Here is a 20493-nt window from a genome sequence, read left to right on the forward strand (position 1 = left end):
AGCCCACCGAGGAGACACCGTGCCCGTCGAGGACATCAACACCCAAGCCTGGAACGTCTACGGCAAGCGCCAGCTGGCCCGCGCCTACATGCCGCCCATCCCCGACCGCCTGACCTGGACGCCCTGGGAGGGGGCCGGACCGGGTGCGGAAGTCCTCGGCGACATCACCGGCCGGCGTGTCCTTGACATCGGCTCGGGGGCCGGCCACCACGCCGTGCATCTCGCCAAGGCCCACGGCGCTCGCGTCACCGGGATCGAGCTGTCGCCGACCCAGCACGAACGCGCCGCCTCCACGCACGCGGATGTTCCGGACGTGGAATTCGCACAGGGGGATGTGGCCGAGTACCTCGCCGAGGCTGAGCCGTTCGATGCCGCGTACGCCATCGGCACCCTGGCATTCATCGACCCGCACCGCGTGCTGCCCGCACTGCGCGACGGCCTGCGCCCCGGCGCGCCGCTGATCCTGTCGCTCCTGCACACCGACCTGCACGGCCGCGGCCCGTCCACGGAGGTGGCACCACGCGAACAGATGATCTTCCTGCGTGACGACCCGCCCCTGCCGACCCAGATGTGGGTCCTTGCACCGCAGCTGTGGGAGGACCTGCTCACCGAGTACGGCTTTCGCGTCGAGGTCGTCGATCTGCTGCACCACCCCGAGGTGAGTGCCCCGGTCATCCAGCAGCTCATCCGGGCCCGCCGCCTGCCCGACCGGTCGGCGCGGGTTTCCAGCCGCCTCCGCAGCGCCAAGCCCCCGCTGGCGCACGCGGCCGTGGGTGTCGGCGCGATCCTCCTCAGCGAGCAGGGGCTGCTTCTGGGCCGCCATCGTCGCGGCACCCTCGAACTGCCCGGCGGAACCGTCGAGGCCGGGGAGTCCTTCGAAGCCACGGTAGTCCGCGAACTCCGCGAGGAGACCGGTCTGATCGCCCGCCCTGCCGACGTCAGGCTCCTGGGAACGCTCGTCGACCACATCGAAGGCATCCTGCGGGTCACGGTGGGCGCGCTCGTTCACGCCTGGCAGGGACAGCCGGCCACGCAGCCGAACGAGAGCGTCGGCGACTGGGCGTGGTATCCCCTCGATCAGCTTCCCGACGGCCTGTTCGTCTGCAGTGCACAGATCCTCACGGCCTGGCGTCCCGACCTGCCCGTCGACCACACCCCCGCGCACTTCACGCCCTTCGCCTACGGCACACCGCCCGCGACGTCGGTGGACGGCCTGGCATGAAATCCAGCGCAGACTCGAGTCTTTGGCGCCACCGCGACTTCCGCCTCTACTGGGCAGGTCAGGCCAGCGACGTCCTGGGCTCCTCGCTCAGTTCAGTGGCGATCCCCCTGGTCGCGGTCGTGAGCCTTCACGCCACGACGTGGGAAGCCGCCGTCCTCGCGGCCGTGCAGAAGACCCCGCCCCTGCTGTTCTCGCTGCCCGCCGGCGCCTGGTGCGACCGCGTCCGCAAACGGCCCCTGATGATGGCGACGAGTCTGATCAGCGCGGCGGCGATGGCGTCCATCCCGCTGGCGGCCTCCTATGACAGGCTGACCCTGATGCAGCTGTGGGTGGCCGCCTTCGTGGTCGGCTCCTGCCACGTGGTGGGCATGGCGGCAAGCCTGTCCTACATCCCACACCTTCTGCCGCCGCACCGGCTTCTGGAGGCCAACGCCAAACTGGCCAGCGCCAACACGCTGGCCGACATCGGCGGCCCGGCCCTCGCCGGAGCGCTCATCGGCCTGATCAGCGCCGCCCGCGCAGTGGCCGCGGACGCGGTCTCCTACCTGGTCACCGCCTGGTGCACCCTGCGCATTCGCAGCCCCGAGACCGCTCCCAGTCCGCGCACCGCAAGACCCAGCCTGCGCAGCGAAATCCGGGCCGGCCTCGCCTACACCTGGCGCCATCCCGTCATCGGCCCGCTCGTGACCACAAACGCCATCACCTCCACCGTCCTGGCCGGCACCAATGCGATCTGGGTCGTGTATCTGATCCGCGAACTGAACTGGTCACCCCAGGCGTTCGCCATCGTCATGAGCATCGGGGCGAGCGGAGGATTCCTCGCCTCCCTCACCACGCCCCGCCTCGCCGCGCGCCACGGAGCGGGCCCCGTCATGATCACCGCGCTGACCCTGGCCCCCGCCAGCCAACTGCCCCTCCTACTCGCCGGCCCCGGGCTCGCCGGACAACTCGGCATCGGATGCGGACTGTTCGCGCAGCTGTTCGGCGCGGTCACTCACGGTCTGACGCAGCGCACCGTGCGCCAGCGGGCCTGCGCGCCCGACATGCAGGGTCGCATGCAGGCAACCGGCCAGTGGACCGCGTTCGCCGCGCTCCTTGCGGGCTACGCCGGCACCACCCTGGGCCTGCGCACCACCCTGGCACTCGGCGCCTGCCTGCTCATCCTGCCACCGCTCCGGCTCGCCCTGACCCCGATCCGCACCCTGCGCCTGGCCGCCACCTGACCCAAACCACCACACCGAAGGCTTTCCGCACAGCCGGAGCGTGCCCGCATGTACGACACCCCTCGGCGCCCTCCGACTCGCCCCCTCACCGCCCGCCATCTCGCCCTCCAGGAGCCGCAGTTGACGATCGTGCTGATGTCTGACCCCCGTGTCGCCGCCATCCCTGTCCAGGACTGCGGCGAGGAACTCGTCGACACCCGCGCATCCGGCCTGTTCATTGTCGATGGACGCAAACGCGATCCGGACGGCCACTACGCGCACCTGCGGCATGGAGTACTCGACCGCCTCCAGCACGCCCAGCAGCTGCTGCCGCCGAAACTTCGCCTGCTGATCGTCGAGGGCTACCGGCCCCCCGCTCTCCAGCACGCCTACTTCGAGCAGTACGCCGAAGAGCTGCGTGACGCGAACCAACATCGACTGGCGCCTCGGCGACTCCCACCATCTCGACGAACTCCGCCTCAGCCCGCTCCAGCTCGTCACACTCGGCCAAGCCTTCCATTGGACCGACCGCGACGCCCTCCTGTCCGCCCTGGACAAGCTCGTCGCAGCGGGTGGAGCCGTCGTGGTGGTCGGCGGGCCGGCCCCCGGCGCCATCGAACCGCCCGCCTGGCTGGACGTCGTCGCCGAGGTCCGCACCCGCTACCTCGGGCCCGAGCGGCGGGCCGGATCAGGCGCCTACACCCACCCCGAGGAGAGCCACAAGGAAGTACTCGCCCGCTCTCCGTTCTCCCGCATCGAAGTCGCCCGTTGGGACCGCACCGTCGCCCGCGACCTGGACTCCGTGATCGGCCTCCAGTTCTCCTACAGCTACAGCAGTCCCGCCAAGCTCGGCAAGCACAAGGACGCCTTCGAGCAGGACCTGCGCAAAGCGCTGCTCGCCTTCACCCCGTCCGGGCAATTCGACGAAGTGATCCGCACCGAAGCGATCATTGCCACCCGGCCGTGATCAGCGCTCCATGACACCCACCAATGCGAGCAGCGAAGGACCGCCATGAGCCAGCCGGCCGCCGTCCTACTCATCGGGATCACTGGATCGGGCAAGACGCGCCTCGCCCAGGCCCTGGCAGAGTGCGGTCTGATCCGTCTCAGCGTTGATGAGGAGGTCCACCGGCTCCGCGGCCGGTACGGCGTCGACTACCCCGAGCACGGATACTTCGAGCGGGAAGCTCCCGTCATCGACGCCGTACGCGCCCAGCTCGTGAGGCATCTCCGGGCCGGCCGGTCCGTCGTCCTCGACCACGGTCTGTGGCTCCGCTCCGACCGTGACGAGTGGAAAAAGACCGTGCGCGCCGCGGGCGGGCGGCCCCAGCTGGTGTATTTGCCGGTCGGCAAAGAGGAGCTGCTGCTGCGCCTCGCGAAGCGCAACGAACGCAAGGATGCCAACGCGCTCGCCGTCACCCCCGAAGCCCTGGACGACTTCTTCGCCCGCTTCGAGCCCCCGGCCGACGACGAGGACGCCACGGAGTACCACGGCGACATCGACGCGGTCTACTCGATGACGCAGTGAGACCCGCACGCGACGCCGGCCGGGAGACGGGAAGCCCCCTGCTCGGCTTGGCGCGGGGGAACTGGTCCGATTCTCGGTGCCGCTGCTCTGCTGAACCCCCGGCCCTCAACTCGACGCGCCTGAGGCGACAGCCCGAAGCAGCGGCGTCAGCTCCTCCGCCAAGGCGAGGAGGACACGGTCTGCGTACGCCGGTCCGATGATCTGGACGCCGATCGGCAGCCCCTCCTCGGTCGTGGTCACCGGTATGACCAAGCTGGGCAGGCCAACGTGGCTGGTGAGGTTGGCCCACCCGGTCTGGTCGAAGAAGCTGCGCTCCGTGCCATCGACCACGAGCGAACGGCTGCCAGCGGGGATCGCGGGGGTGGGGGCGGCTGGCGTGAGGAGGACGTCGTGCTCCGTGAAGAACTGCTGCCAGGTCTGTCGGAGCCTGGCTCGGTCTTCGTCCGCACGGAGCCAGGTGCGATGGGTCTGGGTCCGGTGGCGGAGGAATCCGGGACGAGCAGTCGTTCCCGACGTAGTCGCCCTTGACGACGGCCTCGCCCCGGTGAACGAGGAGATGTCGACCTCGTGCTCTGCTCGGTGCCCCATCTCCTCGTGTTCCCCTGGCAGGGCGGACCGGCTGGGAGTACCTCGCGCTCCCAGCCGGCCCGGATCATCGGCGCTCGAACCAGTAGACCGCCACCGCGGCCAGACCAGTCGTCGACGCCTTCACCGTCAGTCGCACGAGCTCGTCACTCGCGGTCTCCAGCAGCCGACGGGCCTGTGACCGACCCGGACTCAGGCGCCTGCCCTGCGGCTTCGCACCGAGCGGCGGGCCGTCGAGGTGCTGGTCGGAGTTGCTTTGACGGTGGGAGCCCGTAGGCTCGTTCTCGGTAGGAATCGTTACCTCCGTCGGGTTGGCGGTTCTTGCTGTCGAGTCGGTGGCCTCCTGTTGCGAGCAGGGGGCCGCCGCCATGCTGGCGACGGCGCCGAAAGGCCGCCGGGAACATTGTCTCGGGTGGTGCCGACATCAGCTCACCAAGTCGCCCAACGAGGCAGGAGTGTGACCACATCCAACACTCCCTTGTCCGCGAGCCTGTTCACCCGCACGACAATGGCCATGACCTGCGGATTTGAGTATGCGTCCGGCACAACGTCTGCGATGCGGCCGTAGTCCGGCTGCGGGTACTGAGTGTGCCGTTCGCTGATGGCCAGCAGGTCGTCGAAATCGTTGCAGGCGTACAGCATGAGCCGCGAGACCCCGCCCAACAGGCAGAGCGAGCGCGCCGCCGTGTCGTGGGTGGTATCGATCCTGCCTCTACCCGCCCGCAGCCGACGGCGGCGGCGATGAGCGTGTCAACGACTTCGACGCGGCGCGCGCCGAGCTCCGGGGAGGGTCTCGATGGCGGCGCTCGAAGCCTTGGGCGTGATCGCCGCGCTCGGGGGGATCATCGTGGCGCTCGTTCGCTAACGCCTTCCGGCCCCCGTCCCGCGAGCCCCACCGTCCCGCCCCCTCCTCTGGGGGCGGGACTTCCGTTGTACCCCGCCGGGAGTCGGCGTCGCTGTGCGGCCGGACCGTGCCCTCGCGTGCCTGTGCGGACAGGCGCTTTATCCCGGCAGGGCAGTCCCGACCCCGGCATAGCTGAAGTGGGTTACCGGTTCCCGAACGACCTGGCGCACCTCGTGCCCTCCGCCGATGAGGATCTCCGACCCGGCCGCGCAGCACCCCTGGGGCCAATGCGCTCCCCCAGTACTGCGTGGCCGGGCGGGCAAACGATCACCGCTCGACCGTGTGCACCGACGCGAAGGGCCCCGCTGGCTCTCTGCCTGATGACCCGGCCACCCACGCCCCAGACGTCAATGGCCCATTGAAAACGGACCGCCAGTCTCGTCCTCCCACGACAAGGCCACTACCCAAGCAGGAGTCTTCTCGTTTGCGCTGGTCAGGCCGCCGCTATGAACCGGAACCTGATGACGTACGGCGTAACGCTTCCGGATGAGAGGCTATGCACCGTAAGGCTCCCAAGGAATTCCTGAACGATGCCCCCCCGTGACGGCTGCCGCACAGGCGTGGGTGGTGCCTTCGGAGATACCGAAGCCAGCCGCGGTCAGCGTGCGGGTGTAACACCTGCTCAGGTACACCAATCCGGCCAGGGCGCGCCGGTGCGGCGGGAGCTTGCAGCGGCGGTCACCCTCGCGGGGTGACGATGAGCACGCTGACCCACTTGACCAGGGCGTGGGGCAGGTCGAGTGCGGCAGGATAGAAACCCAACGCAGCCCCTGTGCCTGTGGGTTGAGACTTCGAACGCCTCCCCAACGGCATGAGAGCCTCGTGCCGTTGCGCAAAGGCTTACTGACACCAAGTCGCTCCGACAATCGGCCGCCGTCGCGGGCATGACGATTACCACGCGAGTGGTGAAGGCTGGATAGATGCCTCACGACCCCGGCGGACTTCTGTTCGTAGCGCTCGGTCTCGTACTTGTCGCCGCCGGCTTCGTCTGGCGGGGACGTGTCCTGCGCCTCCTCTCGGCGAAACGGGCCCAGGCGGCCGTGATCCGGGACCGTTCCAGAAACCTGCTGCGTTCTGCGGACATGGCGATCGCCGAAGCGCGCCGCCGGGCCGCACGCGGCGAACCGGCCATCGTCACGGTCGGGGACGTGACCAGGGTGGCGTGCCAGCACTACGGGCACCTCTTCGTGGAGCGCGAAGAGGCAGCAGCCGCCCTCCGCCAGCGCTACGAGGCCGCCGACTGCCGGGTGGACTGCATGACCGACGCTTTTACTGACTTCGGCGTCGTAGGGTCTGAGGCTTCGTCGGACCTGGTGACGGTGTCCGCGTTGGCTGGTACTCCGGAGGCATGCGGTGCTCAGATGGGGGCGGGCTGACCGCCGAGCAGCGCAAGCGCCGCGAAGAGGTACGGATGCAGGATGCCGCTCATCGAGGACAGCCGCGATGGCAGTGGCCGGCAGATGCACAACCGCCCCGATCGCGGCGGTACTGGCCATCGGCGGTACCGGCCGGTCGGGGCGGCGCTCGGCCACCAGCGCCCTCCATCAGCTGGGCCCACGCCGTGAGGCACTCGGCCCGTACCTTGCGGATCGCGGGGCAGACGACCGACTCGACCACCAGTGCCCGGGCCGGGCCGGGGTTGGCGGCCAGCAGCGGGCCGTCACTGAAGCTCGGACCCAGCCCCTGGCTCCTGCAGGCATTCCCATTCGAGGAGAGCCGCGAGATCGGCAAGGGCTATTGCCCCGGCCTACGTCAGGTGCGGAAGCCACAATCGATGCCGGCGACCTGGGCGGTCTGGGCTGATAGTCCGTCAGTGGGCTGATGCCGGTTCTGCCGCGGTGGGCAGCCATGCCGCACGACGACGACCGGCCGACGGCCGCCGCGGGGCAGCCGTCGACCTGCCGGCACCATCAGCGGGCGATGCCCGGGTCGTGACCGACGCTCTGTCTAGTCGGCCTGTGTGCACGGGGTCGCCGGTGGCCGGCTCCGGTCGCAGGGCCGCACGGGCATCGTGGGCCAGGATGGGCGGTAGTGGGGTCGATCACCGCGACGCGGTTACGGGACCCAGTGGCAGTTATAGGCTTCGATGTCGTTGGAGTCCCCGAGCCGGCTCCCCACCTCGCATTCGAACTTTTGGTCCGAGTCTTGGACGATGAACCGGTCGATCCTCCCCTCCGGCGGTCGCGGCTGACAGCCCAACGCGGTGAGATGGGTGGTATTCGCGTCGTAGTCGATCTGCTGGCAGATGTAGGTGGGCTCGGCCCGTGTCGTGCGCGCGTCGGGCGTGGCCGAGGCGGTGGGCGTGACGGCCAGGAGCGCGACGAGCATTCCGGCTGCCATCAGGCCGGAGGCCGTCCGGCGGGTCAAGTCTCGCTTGTTCACACTGTCCCTCCGATGTCGCGGTGATCATTAGATGTGCATCCGGTCCCATCGGCGAGGCCCGCCAAGGATGCACCCTGTATCCGGCCTCGCACCGCGGCTCGGGCCGGCTGGTTCGATGGTCATGCACTCGTCGCTTTCCTGCGTACATGCACCGCCGGGGGCGCGGTCCGTTCACCCGAACGAGCCCGCCCTGCCGACGACGGCACCGACGGATACGACCGGAATGACGGCCTCGCGCACGTGGAGCCGACGGACCGCACTGAGGGCGCTGAAGTCCACCGTCCAGGCGCTGTCGTAGGCCGAGATCGAGAACCCTGGCGAGCTACTTGTCACTTGGTTCGACGCTCGTTACTGACTTCGGCGTATGAGGTCCGTCCGGTCTGTCGAGAGCGAGCCCCGTTGCGGCGAGGAATCCGTCGAGGATGGAGTGCCAGTACTGCAGTGCCTTGAGTCGTCTGCGGAGCAGAGTCTCGAGCTTGCTGAGGGTGCGGGCGGCCAGGTTGGCCAGGCTCCGTTTGATATGTGCCCACATGCCCTCGACCGGATTGAGTTCGGGCGCGTATCCGGGCAGCAGACCGCGACGCCAAGCTTGACGGGATCGAGGAGGTGCTCGAACGCTTCCCGGACCGGGTCTTCGCATTCGACGAGTTCGGTCCGCTGGGGATCAGGCCCACCGCAGGCTCCTGCTGGGCGAAGCATGGCAAGCCCAACCGGCTCCCGGCGACCTACCGCCGCACCCACGGCGTCACCTACTTCCACGGCTGCTACTCCGTCGGCGACGATCGCCTGTGGGGCGTCAATCGCCACCGCAAGGGCACCGCCAACACGCTGGCTGCGCTGAAGTCGATCCGCGCCGCCCGACCCGACGGCGCCCCGATCTACATCATTTTAAATAACCTCTCCGCCCACACCGGCGCGACGATTCGCCGCTGGGCGAAGGAGAACAAAGTCCAACTGTGCTTCACCCCGACCTACGCCTCCTGGGCCAACCCGATCGAGGCACACTTCGGCCCGCTGCGGCAGTTCACCCTGGCCAACTCCCATCACCGCAGCCACCCGGCACAGACCCCAGGCCCTGCACCGCTACCTGCGGTGGCGCAACGCCCACGCCCGCCACCCCGACGTACTCGCCGCGCAACGCAAGGAACGCGCCCGCATCCGCAGCGAGAAAGGTATCCGCTGGGGCGGACGCCCCCTTCAAGTCGCAGCCTGATGGGCTGCCCCCGCGCAGGCAATGCCGCCGTCCGCGCGCCTCTTGGTGACTCGGCACCGCACAGTGGGCACCAGGATGCCGCCGAACGACGCAGGTGAACGGTCGCGCGGGACACGCTTTGGAAGAACTTAGGCGCCGCTGTCGATCCAGCCACGTCCCGTTCGACATCCTGATGTAGGACGCATCGCCAGGAGGCAACAGGACCTGATGAGGGAACACATGGATCAGCTGCTGCGAGTGCAGAACTTCACCATCTCGAGCGACGGCGTCGCCGCCGGCGAGGACCAGAGCCTGGAGCGACCTTTCGGCCACAACATCGATCCGGGAAGGCTCTTCGCCTGGGCCGGCGCCACGGCGAGCTGGCCCAACCGCACCGAGCCAGGGGGAAACCGGGGCCTCGACGACTACTTCACCCGGGACTTCAGCCACAACATCGGCGCCGAGATCATGGGCCGCAACAAGTTCGGACCCCAGCGCGGCCCATGGCACGACCACGAGTGGCGCGGCTGGTGGGGTGACGAGCCGCCCTTCCACACGCCGGTGTTCATCCTGACCCACCACAAGCGTCCATCGTTCACGCTCTCCGACACCACGTTCCATTTCGTGGACGGCGACCCCGCCACCGTTCTCGCGCAGGCACGGGAGGCCGCGCAGGGCAAGGACGTCCGGCTCGGCGGCGGCGTGACCACCATCCGGGAGTTCCTCGACGCCGACCTCGTCGACACCATGCATGTGGCCGTCTCACCGGTGAAGCTCGGGTCCGGGCTACGCCTCTGGGACTCGCCCGAACAGCTGCTGGACCGGTTCCACATGGAGGTCGTGCCCAGCCCGAGCGGCGTGACGCACCACCTCTTCTGGCGCAAATGACAAGAGAGACAACGCGGGAACCTCAGCACGGCCGACGCGAGCGTTCCAGCAGATGAACGCGTAGTTGTGGGCGAGTTACCACTGCAGACCCCGGTACTCGCCCACAACCAGCAACCAACCACACGCGCTGCAGACCTGCCGGCTGTTGTGCGCCTCAAGGCCAGCCTCCAACTGAACAGGCCCGCATACGGCCCAACACGAACCGCGACCTGCTGCAGCCAGACGTCGCCGCCAACTCGGCGAACCTTTCCGGTCACAGCACGACCAGATCGGCGAGCGCGTCGGGGAAGCGGGGGTGGCCGTCCCACAGTGGGCGGTCGTCGCCCTGGATGGTCAGCCGCTGCATCGCGGGCGATCCCGGCACAGACGCCAGGCCGCGCAGCACAGTGAGCAGGGCATCGGTCTCGTGCGCGGGCAGGTCCCGGGCCGCAGGCGTGTTCCCGGCGCCGCCTCGTAGCGGAGCCCCGGGCAGCTCGCGCTCGTAGGTGACAAGCACGCCGTCACGCTCCTCGGTGGCCAGGATCTGCGGAGTGGCAAAAGGCAGCGGGTGTGCGGCGATGTCCTGGTAGACCTCACGGATCAGGCCGAAACCGGCCGGCGGTCGCCCGCTCCACACCTTGGCGACCAAGCCCTCGCCGAGCCGGTAGACCGCGCCTTCGACGCCCGCGGCCAGCGGTTGCGGGGCGCGGTGGCCCCGCGCGGCAAAGTACGCAAGCCAGTCGTCACTGTGCCGTTGAAGGTATTCCGCCATGGGCTGCAGTACATCCTGTCCGAAGTGTCCCGTGCACCTCCATTACTGCCTCCCTCCGGGTATCGCGGGGTCAGCAAGGTCTGTCGAGAGTGAGGCCGGTCTGGGCTGGTTCTCAGAACTCGCCGGCGTTCTCTCGTGGACGGGCGGTGGCGCGGTAGCCGTTGCACTGCGCCGACGGCTGTGACGAGGATTCTTGGTTGGCACAAAAGAGGGATGGTTGACACCGGTCAGACGTTCGATCCGCGAGGAGCGGAACCTGAGGTTCGCTGGAGAGGAGCGGCTGACCGTTTGCTCCAGTGCTGCGGATCCGCGGCGTGCATGCCTGGTTCGTCCGCGCCGACGGTGATCGCGTCGATGCCGATCTCCACGGGTTCTGTTGGTCGCCGGCCTGGGCCGGCGCGGCAGCGCAGCGTTGTAGTAACTCCCTTGCCGGGGCTCGGGGTTACGGTGCGACGTGCGTGCGTGGGAGTCGTGAAGAGTTCCCGCACGGTTCTGGGGATTCGGTCACGGGAACGGAAAGATCGGGGGGCTCACTCGGCGCTCGCGGACAGGTCGGGCGCCGCTCCATACGATGGGAGACCGATCAACGATGTTCACTCCGGTGCGGAGCAGAATACGGACGGCCGCGCTCGCGCTCTCGGCCATTACAGCCCTCGCCTTAGGCGCGACCGCCACGACCGGCGCGGCAGCAACCCCCGCTCCCGCGAAACAGGGACCAACCTCGGTGGCGTACGTCGAGGTGAACAACAACAGCATGCTGAACGTCGGCAAGTACACCCTCGCCAACGGCGGCGGCAACGTCTTCGACGTCGCAGTGATCTTCGCGGCGAACATCAACTACAACACGGGCACGAAGGCGGCGACCCTGTACTTCAACGAGAACGTGCAACGCGTCCTCGACAACGCCGCCACGCAGATACGGCCGTTGCAGCAGAAGGGCATCAAGGTCGTCCTCTCGGTGCTCGGCAACCACCAGGGCGCGGGCTTCGCCAACTTCCCGTCCCGGCAGGCGGCTTCGACGTACGCGAAACAACTGTCGGACACCGTGGCCAAATACGGCCTCGACGGCATCGACTTCGACGACGAGTACGCCGATTACGGCAACAACGGCACCGGCCAGCCCAACGCCAGCTCGTTCGTGTACCTGGTGTCGGCACTGCGCGCCAACATGCCGGACAAGATCATCAGCCTCTACAACATCGGCCCGGCCGCGTCGCGCCTGTCCTACGGCGGCGTCGACGTCTCGTCCAAGTTCGACTACGCCTGGAACCCGTACTACGGCACCTGGCAGGTCCCCGCCATCGCACTGCCCAAGTCGAAGCTGTCGCCGGCGGCCGTCGAGATCGGCGGAACCTCACAAAGCACGGCCGCCAACCTCGCCCGCCGCACGGTCAGTGAGGGGTACGGCGTCTATCTGACGTACAACCTCGACGGCGCCGATCGCAGCGCCGATGTCTCCGCGTTCACGAGGGAGCTGTACGGCAGTGACGCCCACTACACGCCGTAGGCCGACCACACTCCCCGGTGTCCGGTGTCCCCTCGGGGCGTGCCGCATCCCGTAGGGCCGCGCCTCGGGCAGGCCGCGCTTTCGACAACGATGTCGGAGGCGCGGTCGCCCAGCAGGAGGTTCATGCCACCGAACCAGCCCAGCACGGAAGCCGCAATCCGCCAGCCCAGAGTCGCTTGAACGGCGACCGCCGCACCCCATCCGATGCCGCCGAGCAGCAGGCTAGCGAGCGGCCCGCTGACGGCGACCGCGAAGGCCGCCCGGGCTGTCGTCGGCCGGTCCATGCGGGTCAGCCCACCGAGAGCCCACAGCGTCACGTCCCGCACGGGCAACCCCGCTCGGCGGGCCGTCAACGCATGTGCCCCCTCGTGCACCACCAGACTCGCCAGCAACAGCACGGCACCGGCCACCCCGGCGACCGCATACACCACCGGCGCCAGGCCCAGCGTGTAGGCAGGCAGTGTCCGGTCGGCCAGGCCATACGCGAGGAACAGCATGATCAGCGGCACGCTCCAGTGCGCCTCCACCGCCACCCCACGGACACTTGCGAGCCGGACCGCACCCTTCATCGCCATCACCGCCGACAGCCGCACCCGGCGACCGCACTCCGCCGCAGTCTTCAATTGTCCGCCTCCGGTTCCCGCGACCGGAAGCGTCCACTGTTGGGCACACGGGGTCGTCGAGGAGCGGGAAGCCTTCTACCGCGGCCGTGAACTCACCGCTCGGCAGTTGTAGCGGTGGCGAACGAGGCCGTCAGGCGGAACGGCTGGAAGCGGCTGGCGCGTCCTCGGTTCGGCGCCGTACGGGCGATGCCTCGCGGCGTCCAACAAGTGCCGCGTGCGGATGAGACCGCTGCGCAGAAGGCATGCGGACGGGTACGGCGAAGCCGGCACACGGTGATCGGGCGCTCCCTCCAGCGAGTTACACGAAAGGAACGGAGAGCAACGCGAATGCGGCGGTCGGGGCCCCGCCGAGCGGCCGGGCCCCCGGGGAGAACCTGCTCAATGCGGTGCGGTCTTTCCCATCTGGGAGGGGACTGCTGTTGAGTTTCCAGCGGTGTGTGTCGCGGACAGGGGCTGGTGGAAACCCCGTTCTGTGCGGTCGTGGGTGTCGGGGCGGGCTGGGACAGTACCGGGGGGCACGGTTTGTTGGCGGCGGCAGCGAGCAGGGCGCGGATCTTGCGGGCGAACCCGGCCCCGGGAAGCGGGAGTTCCACATCGGGCTGGCGCAGGTAGCTGGCAGCGACCGCCAGGGGAACGTAGGCCATGAGTTCCGTGACCGCCACCGTCCGTGGCCGGGCCGCCTCCCGGGTGACGGCGAGCAGGGCGCGCAGGATCGAGGTGGCGGAGACCCCTGCTTCCGTGCCGAACCAGGATCGGACAGGCTGCGTCGTGGAGGGGTGCGCGCGCACGGGTGCTTCGGGCGGGGGCTGGACGTCGTCGGTCTGGCGGTGCCACCACGCGGCGGTCGCTCTCTCGCCCAGGGCCAGGTGGTGCAGGTAGAGGCAGTATGCGGCTGCGGGCTGTCCGGCGCCGGCGGCGTACTGCCACCAGTAGCGAGCCCCGTCGTCCGTGTCGGTCAGCTGCAGGACGCAGGCGAGGACCAGGGCGCTGCGCGGTTCGGGCACCTGGTCGGTGACGAATTCGGCGACGCTGGTCGCGGCAGCTGTCCATCACAGAGCCTCCTTGGACCATGATCCGTCACCGCCGCGTGCCAGGCACGGGACGCCCCACATCCCGGTAACAATCTCACTGTCCGTGCAGGAGCCGCGGGAGCGCCGACTCGAGGATGGCACGGACGGTCCTCAGCCGGACCCGCCGCTGCGCAGCCGGTGGCGCTGGGCGAGGCGGACGACGTCGCGTGCGGTGATGATGCCGGTGAGGCGTTGGCCGTCGATAACGAGAATGCGTACGCCGCCGCCCGGTCGGAGATTCCTGAGTGTGTTTTCCAGGAGGTCGACCGGGGCGCAGGTGCTGCACTGCGACAGGGGGGTCGCCGCGTCGCGCAGCCGCAGCGTCTCCCGCTGCGCCGTGGGGATCTTCGCGAGCTGCGGCAGATGAAGCAGGCCGCTGGGGCGGCCCTCGAAGTCGAGCAGCGGCAGCGCCGAGTGGCGTGTATTCAACGCCGGCCCGTCGATGAAGCTCTGCACCGTTACCCAGTCGGGGGCGGTCTCCACGGGGGTGGACATGGCGTCGGCGGCCCGCAGTCCGGCCACGGCTTCGGCCAGGGCGGCCTGCTGCCGCTCGAGGTTGGCGACGATCAGGATGAAGAAGCCGACGAACGCCAGCCACAAACCGCCCGCCGCGCCGCGCAGGAGTGAGATCAAACCGAGGGCGATCATCAGCGTGCCGAGCACCTGGCCGCTGCGGCCGGCTGCTCGTTCGGCCCGCTCCCGGTCTCCGGTGCGCCACCACATCGCGGCCTGCACCACCCGGCCGCCGTCGAGCGGTGCGGCGGGCAGGAGGTTGAACACTCCCAGCAGGACGTTCGTCCAGCCGAGCCACACCAGGACGGCTGCGGGCACCTTCCAGCCGAGTCCCGTGTCGAGTCCGATCCCTGCGCCGAGCGCCACTCCGCCGATGATCAGGCTGGTGAGCGGTCCGATCACGGCCACGACGAAGGCTGCGCCGGGTGCGGGGGGCCTGCCCATTTTGGTCATGCCTCCGAGGGCCCAGAGGGTGACATCGTGGACGGGAATGCCTTTGCGCCGGGCTGTGACGGCGTGCGCGGACTCGTGAGCCAGCAGGCTCAGCAGGAGCAGCAGGGCGCCGATGAGTCCGCCGAGTGTGTAGGCGGCCTGGGAATGTCCCGGGGCCCAGGCGGGAAGGGTCTGGCCGCCCAGGCTGTAGCCGAAGAGGACCACCATCACGGGCACGCTCCAGTGGAGGCGCAGGGGCACCCCAAGAACTCGCCCGATCTGCGGCGCGTTGTTCATCGCTGTCTCCTGCACGACTGAGCGTGCGTCCGTCCACGCGTGCCGGTGGGCCACGGCGGCTTCCGCGCGACCGGGCCTGCGCGGTGTCTCCTCACTTACAGTCTTGCTCCGTGGAGCGGCGTAACCGGGGACGTGGTGATCGAGGGCATAGACGAGATTTCTGCCGAGTAGGGCCGGGCGGCGACGGCCGTCGCCCAGGTTCAGGGGTCCGCCCTGATCCTGCCGAGGAGCCTCGCCGCATTGCCCAGCACTGCCCGTCACGCCCGTCGCGGAAGTGCCCGCGAAAACCGAGGCTCAGTACACGATCGTCAACGGGTTGGCCGCCGTCGCGCAATGCGCACCTGGCCGGGCGGCGCGGCATGCTGGAAGTGACGCCGGCCAGCGCCAGGATGCTCTGCGCGGAGGGAAGGCGAGGCGATGAACAGGTATCCCGGGCGGTGGCCCGCTGAGCGGCGGTGAATCGCGGTGCGGGTGTCCGGGGTCCGGCGAGCAGGACCATGCTGCACCGGCCGGTGCGGACAAGGCGCCCGTGTCGCCGGCCCGTGGAACCGTCCTGGCGAGGAGGCCGACGGGCAACGCGTGGCTCAGCCCCGCCCCGCTCGGGAGCCGGGCTGATGCGTCAGCCACATTCCGTGCATTTGAAGGCGGTGAGGTGCGCCATGGCAACGTTGGAGATCCACGGCCTGCACTGTTCGGTCCAGACCGACACCGGTCCGCGCGAGATCCTGCGCGGGGTCGACCTGACCGTGCAGCAAGGTGACACTCACGCGATCATGGGGCCGAACGGGTCCGGCAAGACGACCCTTGCCTACGCCCTCGCCGGCCATCCCAAGTACAAGGTCACTTCCGGCACGGTCACCTTGGACGGGAAGGACGTGTTGGCGATGAAGGTCGACGAGAGGGCCCGCGCCGGGATGTTCCTCGCCATGCAGTACCCGGTCGAGGTCCCCGGCGTCTCCGTGTCCAATTTCCTGCGCTCCGCCGCCACCGCTGTCCGCGGCGAGGCCCCTCGCTTGCGCATCTGGTTGAAAGAGGTCCGCCAGGCGATGGAGAGGCTCCAGATCGACCCGTCCTTCGCCGAGCGCAACGTCAACGAGGGCTTCTCCGGCGGAGAGAAGAAGCGCCACGAGATCCTCCAGCTGGAGTTGCTCCATCCGCGCATCGCGATCCTTGATGAGACCGACTCCGGGTTGGACATCGACGCGCTGCGCATCGTGTCCGAAGGCGTCAACCGGGTCCGCGCCACCGGGCAGACCGCCACACTGCTGATCACCCACTACACGCGCATCCTGCGCTACGTCCACCCCGACCACGTCCACGTCTTCGCCGAGGGCCGGATCGTCGAATCCGGCGGCCCAGAGCTCGCGGACAAACTGGAGGAGGAGGGATACGAGGCATACGTCAAGGGCGTCGGCGACGGCTGAGCGTCCCACCTCGTGCAGGCCGGACGTCGGCTGCGTCAAGGAGGCCGTTGGGGCACCGGGAACGGGGACGCGGGGCCCTGCCGCGCCGGTCACTACGGAACCGTCGACTCACCAGTGGCGCGTGCCGGCAGAGGGGCGGGCAATGTGCGGTGGTCCAGCTGCGGTCGAACATCACGGTCGTAGGTACGGCGCCGTCGCCGTACGGGTGTTGAGGTCGTATCCCGCGCCGGTGGAAGTGACGACGCCGAGCTGTCTACATGCAGTCCATCGGTCTGGCCGGGCGGGCGCCCCTAACCGACCGGCAGAGGTGACCGGCGCAGTTTCTGCCCGTCAGGTGATGTGCATCAGCACGCCAATCCAAGTCACAGTGGGCGACCCCGGCCAGCAGCGAGCGAGCCAAGAGTGGCAGTCGGTCCGCCCCCTGGCATTCCGGCTACAGGACCGACGGCGATGCCCCACCCCAGAAGGGAGATCGCTGTCGGTGCTCCGGGCGGCGAACGGTGAGCAGGCGTCAGAAGGTGGTACGTGAGGTCACAGGGCTTTGACCGAGTTCGCGATGCTGCGGGCCGCGCTGTCCCGCTCTCAAGCGCGCCTGTGCGCCGTTCAGTCGCTGCTGGGCACCTTCCTCGCTGGCGGGCTGCTGACCGTCGGAGGCCTGGGAGCCCGCTTCAACGCTCCCGCGACCAGTTCTCGGTTGACGACCTGCGTTGACGAGACTGACCTTACGTCCCTTAGCTGATCCCGCTCATCTGACCTGGGCAGATAGGCGCCGGACCTAGATAACCACGGCGACCAACCCAAACCGGATCATCCCGGACCACGTGGCCTTCATACATCCAGCGTCAGCCCACAGCACCTGGCGCGTATCCCGGTCGCGGCCACCCCCAGCGGGCTGCCCGGGTCACGAGGAAGTCCCCCGCGTCGCCCTGTGTCCTCCAGCTCGATGCCGCCGGGGCAGTTGTTGTAGCCGGTCGACCGGCGCTCGGCGGGCGTCGGTCCGATCCGGCGCGTGGTGCTCCTTGAGTGGAAGGATCGGTGCCATGGGCACCGAGAAGGTCTGGGTGTACCGGGTCGACGAGCCGCACGGCTCGCAGGGCTGGCGCCCCTACGGCGGCCATCCCGAGCGGTGGCAGGGGACTGTCATCACCGACGAGCCCAAAGAGGACGCCGAATACGTCGCCGCCCTCGTCGTCACCGACCTGGTGACCGAGTGGGAGGTGCGCGGCACCGGGCATCGGCACGTGCGCGTGACCGTCTGGGAGGACGAGGAAGGCGACGGCCCCGAGGACGCGGCCTTCACCGTGGAGATCCAGCCCGACATCGATGCGGACTGACCGATCCGGCCGCAGGGACCAGGCTCGGTGCTCTTCGGTTCCGCAGAGCACAGGCGCGGCGGAGCCTTCGCGCCGCGGTCAGGCCCGCGCGAAGGCTCCGAGGGCAAAACAGTCCCCGGTAGTGCTGCACGTGTCCTGAAGCTTCAGTCGTCACTGTCGCCTCGGTATCGCGCCGGCTTGCCGGGGGCCTGAACCACATCCTGTCCAAGTCACTCCGCCGACTAGACGTCCTCGCCGACTTTGTGGCTCTTTCGGTGTTGTGGTCTAGTAATCACCCTGCACGAGATACACCAAGAGTCAATAGGATTTGGGTAAATTTTTCAGCATTCAGTGGGTGAAGGCGCAGGCTTCTCGCGGCGAGGGCTCGGAGACCGGGGCGCACGAGTACCCGAAGCGGGTGCGTCCCCGGCGGCCCGTTCCTCGCTCGCCCGGCAGGCGAGGCACACGAGCTGGGCGTCGCGTCCGTATCGGCAGGTCAGCCCCTGGCAGCGGGAGCATGGGCCGACCTGCTCGGGGAAGCAGCCCAGCATGAGCGCGGCGGACACTCGGTCCGTCGTGGGATCGATACGCCTGGGCGCCTCGTCCATGTATCCGAATTTATGCCAGGCGCCCGATTCCGGCGGGCCATGGTGGCGGCCGGTCGGCCTTTCGCTCCGAGTAGTGCATCCCGCGCGTCTTGGGTGCTGATCGGGCGCGTGATCCCGGGGCAGTCGTTGGTGTGGATGCGCGCAAGCTCGGGGCCTACCGCCCTGGGGCGCTGTTCGACAGCGAACCCGGCCACCCCTTACCCCCGAGGGCCTGCTGGAGCACTGCGGCCTCACTCTGCCTTCCACCCCATCGCAGCCAGCTACGAGCACCGGATCACCGTTGAGCTCAGAGGTGGCAACCCGAACGCCGCGCCCCATGCCGGCGGCCTCGTAGCAGTCCCGGGACCACGTTGCCGCCGCGTAGGGCCACGACGGGAGCCGGGGGTTCACGCTCACCGCTTGGCTTGGTCAGTCCCCACACGCCCTAGTGGATCTCGGACTGACCGGCCAGCAGCATCTCGGTGACCGGCGCCGGGGAGTGTCCCGTCTGCAGGACGACTTGTCGCGCGGCTTGGTGTACGAGCATCGGCAGCCCTCCCACCACGTGTTCTCCCCGACGAGTCGGCCGCTGGGTGTCACGACGATGGTGTTCGCCGCACCGATCCGCGAGACCGTCTCCGACGCCTCGTCCAGGACCGGGACAACGGTGCGCTTGAGCGTCATGGTCAGCGAGAAGCCGTGCCAACTGTCGTCGAGGGTGCCCAGGAAGCGTGGCAGGTCCTGGGAGCGGCATTCGATGGCGTGGTACGTCCAAGGCAGGCCCATCGCTGCGTAGGCCGCCCGGTGTAGGACGGGCGACAGCGCACCGTCGACGGGGAAGCCGAGCAGAGCCAGCCGTGTCACGGCACCTGCTGGAGCATCGCGGCCACTCCTTCGTCACTGGGCACGTAGGCAATACCCCGCAGCACGGCGACGGGGGCGCCGCGTCCGCGCTGTCCGAGGATCAGGCCGCTGCTGCCGCCACCATGTCGGTCAGGGTCTCCTCCTGCCGCTTGGTCTTCCCGCCGGGCTCGGCGTGCTCGGTGACGCGCAGTGGCGCGATGCCGGCGGCCCCGATGCTTCCCTGGCGGCAGCTTGCGCCAGCGCGAGCGGATCGTCTTCAGGTGGCCGCGGATCGGGTCGGCCACCAGTTCAGAGTGGCGCTCGACAGCTGAAGGCGGCACTGGTAGACCAGTCCGTCAGGACCCTCGGCGGGCGGGGAATCTGCGGGCATGCAGTCCCCAACTCCGTCGGGGAACCGTGCGTTACGCCCTAAACCGGCCCGTGTGGGCTGGTCAGGCCGACTTACCGCGGCAGGTATCGGCCAGTGGGGGTGCGGTCCAGCCAGCCGCGTTGGGCCAGCTTCCCGCGTACCGGCTCCACCTGCGCAGGCGCACCCCCTTGCCCAGCGCGACGGAGATGTCCTTGGCCTGCACCGGCTCGCTCCTTGCGGAGACGAGCTTGAGGATCACGAGGCCGCGCTGCCGGACGACTACTCGTCGACCGCGACGGGACCTGTAAAGCGTTTGCTTGTCACCCGGCGATCCCCAACTCCCCAGCACGCACCCCGGCCTGGAACCGCGACTCCGCCTCCAACAACCGCATCATCTCCGCCACCCGGCGGCGATACGTCCGCAGCGACAGCCCCATGCGCCGCGCCGCCGCCTCGTCCGTCAGCCCGGTCGTCAGCATGCGAAGCAGTGCCCTGCCATCTTCGTCGATCACCGGCAGGTCCTGGCTCAGGTAGTCCTCCAGATCGACGGCGCCTTCCCAGGCCGCGTCGAACATCGCGCAGACCGCGTCGATGAGCGTGCTGGACGTCGTGGCCGTGAACTCCCGCTCGCCGCGCACCTTCGCACCGGCGAGGATCATCGCCTTGCGGTCGCTGATGATCGTCTCGTGCGGCAGGCCGGTGGCGCAGATGCGGACCTGCGCGCCGACCGTGCGGAGCTCGAGCAGGTGCAGACGCTGGTCCTCGTCGGCGAGGACGGCCGCGCTGTACAGCTTGCGGACTGTCAGGCCGCCAGTGATCCGCGTCCCCATCTGACCGACCGCCGCGTCGCGGGCCGCACG

At 69.0% G+C, this 20493-nt stretch carries 20 protein-coding genes and 2 pseudogenes; 10 read left to right on the plus strand and 12 right to left on the minus strand.

Annotated elements, in window-relative coordinates; all coding sequences use genetic code 11:
* The first annotated feature begins 19 nt into the window (after positions 1–19).
* From ACFZDJ_RS51155 to ACFZDJ_RS51170, 4 genes are all read left to right on the plus strand, one after another.
* Positions 20–1222 carry an NUDIX domain-containing protein gene (locus ACFZDJ_RS51155; protein WP_391069868.1) on the plus strand — a complete coding sequence of 401 codons (1203 nt, stop codon included), beginning with the start codon at positions 20–22 and terminating at the stop codon, positions 1220–1222.
* A complete protein-coding gene (locus ACFZDJ_RS51160; protein ID WP_391069869.1) occupies positions 1219–2445 on the plus strand; it encodes an MFS transporter in 1227 nt (408 codons plus the stop codon). Before ACFZDJ_RS51155 ends, ACFZDJ_RS51160 begins: the two co-directional genes overlap by 4 nt.
* Positions 2446–2842: 397 nt before the next feature.
* Positions 2843–3391 carry a hypothetical protein gene (locus tag ACFZDJ_RS51165; RefSeq protein ID WP_391069871.1) on the plus strand — a complete coding sequence of 183 codons (549 nt, stop codon included), beginning with the start codon at positions 2843–2845 and terminating at the stop codon, positions 3389–3391.
* Between the two features lie 45 nt (positions 3392–3436).
* Positions 3437–3952 carry an AAA family ATPase gene (locus ACFZDJ_RS51170; protein ID WP_390938990.1) on the plus strand — a complete coding sequence of 172 codons (516 nt, stop codon included), beginning with the start codon at positions 3437–3439 and terminating at the stop codon, positions 3950–3952.
* Positions 3953–4057: 105 nt separating this feature from the next.
* On the opposite strand, the gene ACFZDJ_RS51175 is transcribed toward ACFZDJ_RS51170, so the two are convergent.
* The 3 genes and pseudogenes from ACFZDJ_RS51175 to ACFZDJ_RS51185 form a co-directional block, all read right to left on the minus strand.
* The gene (locus ACFZDJ_RS51175) at positions 4058–4540 is read right to left on the minus strand and encodes an amidase family protein (RefSeq protein ID WP_390938992.1); all 483 of its coding nucleotides are present in this window, start codon (positions 4538–4540) and stop codon (positions 4058–4060) included.
* Between the two features lie 426 nt (positions 4541–4966).
* On the minus strand, positions 4967–5179 hold the full coding sequence (locus ACFZDJ_RS51180; RefSeq protein ID WP_390939119.1) for a hypothetical protein: 213 nt from the start codon (positions 5177–5179) through the stop codon (positions 4967–4969).
* 798 nt (positions 5180–5977) lie between these two features.
* Positions 5978–6254, minus strand: a pseudogene (locus ACFZDJ_RS51185) (transposase family protein); the annotation flags it as partial.
* A 107-nt stretch (positions 6255–6361) separates the two neighbouring features.
* Here ACFZDJ_RS51185 and ACFZDJ_RS51190 point away from each other — a divergent pair.
* A complete protein-coding gene (locus ACFZDJ_RS51190) occupies positions 6362–6817 on the plus strand; it encodes a hypothetical protein (RefSeq protein ID WP_391069873.1) in 456 nt (151 codons plus the stop codon).
* Between the two features lie 679 nt (positions 6818–7496).
* Here the strand turns inward: ACFZDJ_RS51190 and ACFZDJ_RS51195 are convergent.
* The 3 genes from ACFZDJ_RS51195 to ACFZDJ_RS51205 all read right to left on the minus strand — a co-directional run bounded on the left by ACFZDJ_RS51195 (position 7497) and on the right by ACFZDJ_RS51205 (position 8355).
* On the minus strand, positions 7497–7823 hold the full coding sequence (locus tag ACFZDJ_RS51195) for a hypothetical protein (protein ID WP_391069875.1): 327 nt from the start codon (positions 7821–7823) through the stop codon (positions 7497–7499).
* A gap of 171 nt (positions 7824–7994) precedes the next feature.
* Positions 7995–8156, minus strand: a complete 162-nt coding sequence (locus ACFZDJ_RS51200; protein WP_391069877.1) for a hypothetical protein — start codon at positions 8154–8156, stop codon at positions 7995–7997.
* Positions 8146–8355: a hypothetical protein gene (locus tag ACFZDJ_RS51205; RefSeq protein ID WP_391069879.1), complete on the minus strand. Its 210-nt coding sequence runs from the start codon at positions 8353–8355 to the stop codon at positions 8146–8148. The genes ACFZDJ_RS51200 and ACFZDJ_RS51205 overlap by 11 nt, the downstream gene beginning before the upstream one ends.
* Positions 8356–8396: 41 nt before the next feature.
* On the opposite strand from ACFZDJ_RS51205, the pseudogene ACFZDJ_RS51210 reads away from it, so the two are divergent.
* Positions 8397–9036, plus strand: a pseudogene (locus ACFZDJ_RS51210) (transposase); the annotation flags it as partial.
* Between the two features lie 219 nt (positions 9037–9255).
* The gene (locus ACFZDJ_RS51215) at positions 9256–9903 is read left to right on the plus strand and encodes a dihydrofolate reductase family protein (RefSeq protein WP_391069880.1); all 648 of its coding nucleotides are present in this window, start codon (positions 9256–9258) and stop codon (positions 9901–9903) included.
* A 253-nt stretch (positions 9904–10156) separates the two neighbouring features.
* Here ACFZDJ_RS51215 and ACFZDJ_RS51220 read toward each other — a convergent pair whose 3' ends face one another.
* The gene (locus ACFZDJ_RS51220) at positions 10157–10654 is read right to left on the minus strand and encodes a hypothetical protein (protein ID WP_391069882.1); all 498 of its coding nucleotides are present in this window, start codon (positions 10652–10654) and stop codon (positions 10157–10159) included.
* Positions 10655–11243: 589 nt separating this feature from the next.
* Between ACFZDJ_RS51220 and ACFZDJ_RS51225 the strand changes: the two genes are divergently transcribed.
* The gene (locus ACFZDJ_RS51225) at positions 11244–12161 is read left to right on the plus strand and encodes an endo-beta-N-acetylglucosaminidase H (protein WP_391069884.1); all 918 of its coding nucleotides are present in this window, start codon (positions 11244–11246) and stop codon (positions 12159–12161) included.
* Here ACFZDJ_RS51225 and ACFZDJ_RS51230 read toward each other — a convergent pair.
* Together ACFZDJ_RS51230 and ACFZDJ_RS51235 are read right to left on the minus strand one after the other, a co-directional pair.
* Positions 12149–12784 (minus strand): site-2 protease family protein, encoded by a 636-nt coding sequence (locus ACFZDJ_RS51230; protein ID WP_391069886.1) that lies wholly within the window; start codon positions 12782–12784, stop codon positions 12149–12151. The genes ACFZDJ_RS51225 and ACFZDJ_RS51230 overlap by 13 nt on opposite strands.
* Positions 12785–13965: 1181 nt before the next feature.
* Positions 13966–15096: a site-2 protease family protein gene (locus tag ACFZDJ_RS51235; protein WP_391069888.1), complete on the minus strand. Its 1131-nt coding sequence runs from the start codon at positions 15094–15096 to the stop codon at positions 13966–13968.
* Between the two features lie 659 nt (positions 15097–15755).
* On the opposite strand from ACFZDJ_RS51235, the gene sufC reads away from it, so the two are divergent.
* Complete coding sequence (gene sufC, locus ACFZDJ_RS51240) at positions 15756–16520, plus strand: Fe-S cluster assembly ATPase SufC (protein WP_391069890.1); 765 nt, start codon at positions 15756–15758, stop codon at positions 16518–16520.
* 1040 nt (positions 16521–17560) lie between these two features.
* Positions 17561–17854: a hypothetical protein gene (locus ACFZDJ_RS51245; RefSeq protein ID WP_391069891.1), complete on the plus strand. Its 294-nt coding sequence runs from the start codon at positions 17561–17563 to the stop codon at positions 17852–17854.
* A 995-nt stretch (positions 17855–18849) separates the two neighbouring features.
* On the opposite strand, the gene ACFZDJ_RS51250 is transcribed toward ACFZDJ_RS51245, so the two are convergent.
* From ACFZDJ_RS51250 to ACFZDJ_RS51260, 3 genes are all read right to left on the minus strand, one after another.
* On the minus strand, positions 18850–19284 hold the full coding sequence (locus ACFZDJ_RS51250; RefSeq protein WP_391069893.1) for a shikimate dehydrogenase family protein: 435 nt from the start codon (positions 19282–19284) through the stop codon (positions 18850–18852).
* Positions 19285–19715: 431 nt separating this feature from the next.
* Complete coding sequence (locus ACFZDJ_RS51255; protein WP_390939018.1) at positions 19716–19892, minus strand: hypothetical protein; 177 nt, start codon at positions 19890–19892, stop codon at positions 19716–19718.
* A gap of 61 nt (positions 19893–19953) precedes the next feature.
* On the minus strand, positions 19954–20463 hold the full coding sequence (locus ACFZDJ_RS51260) for a DNA-binding response regulator (protein WP_391069895.1): 510 nt from the start codon (positions 20461–20463) through the stop codon (positions 19954–19956).
* Between the last annotated feature and the right edge of the window lie 30 nt (positions 20464–20493).

Origin of the sequence: Streptomyces sp. NPDC007896 (assembly GCF_042959425.1) — a bacterium.
Lineage (GTDB): Bacteria > Actinomycetota > Actinomycetes > Streptomycetales > Streptomycetaceae > Streptomyces.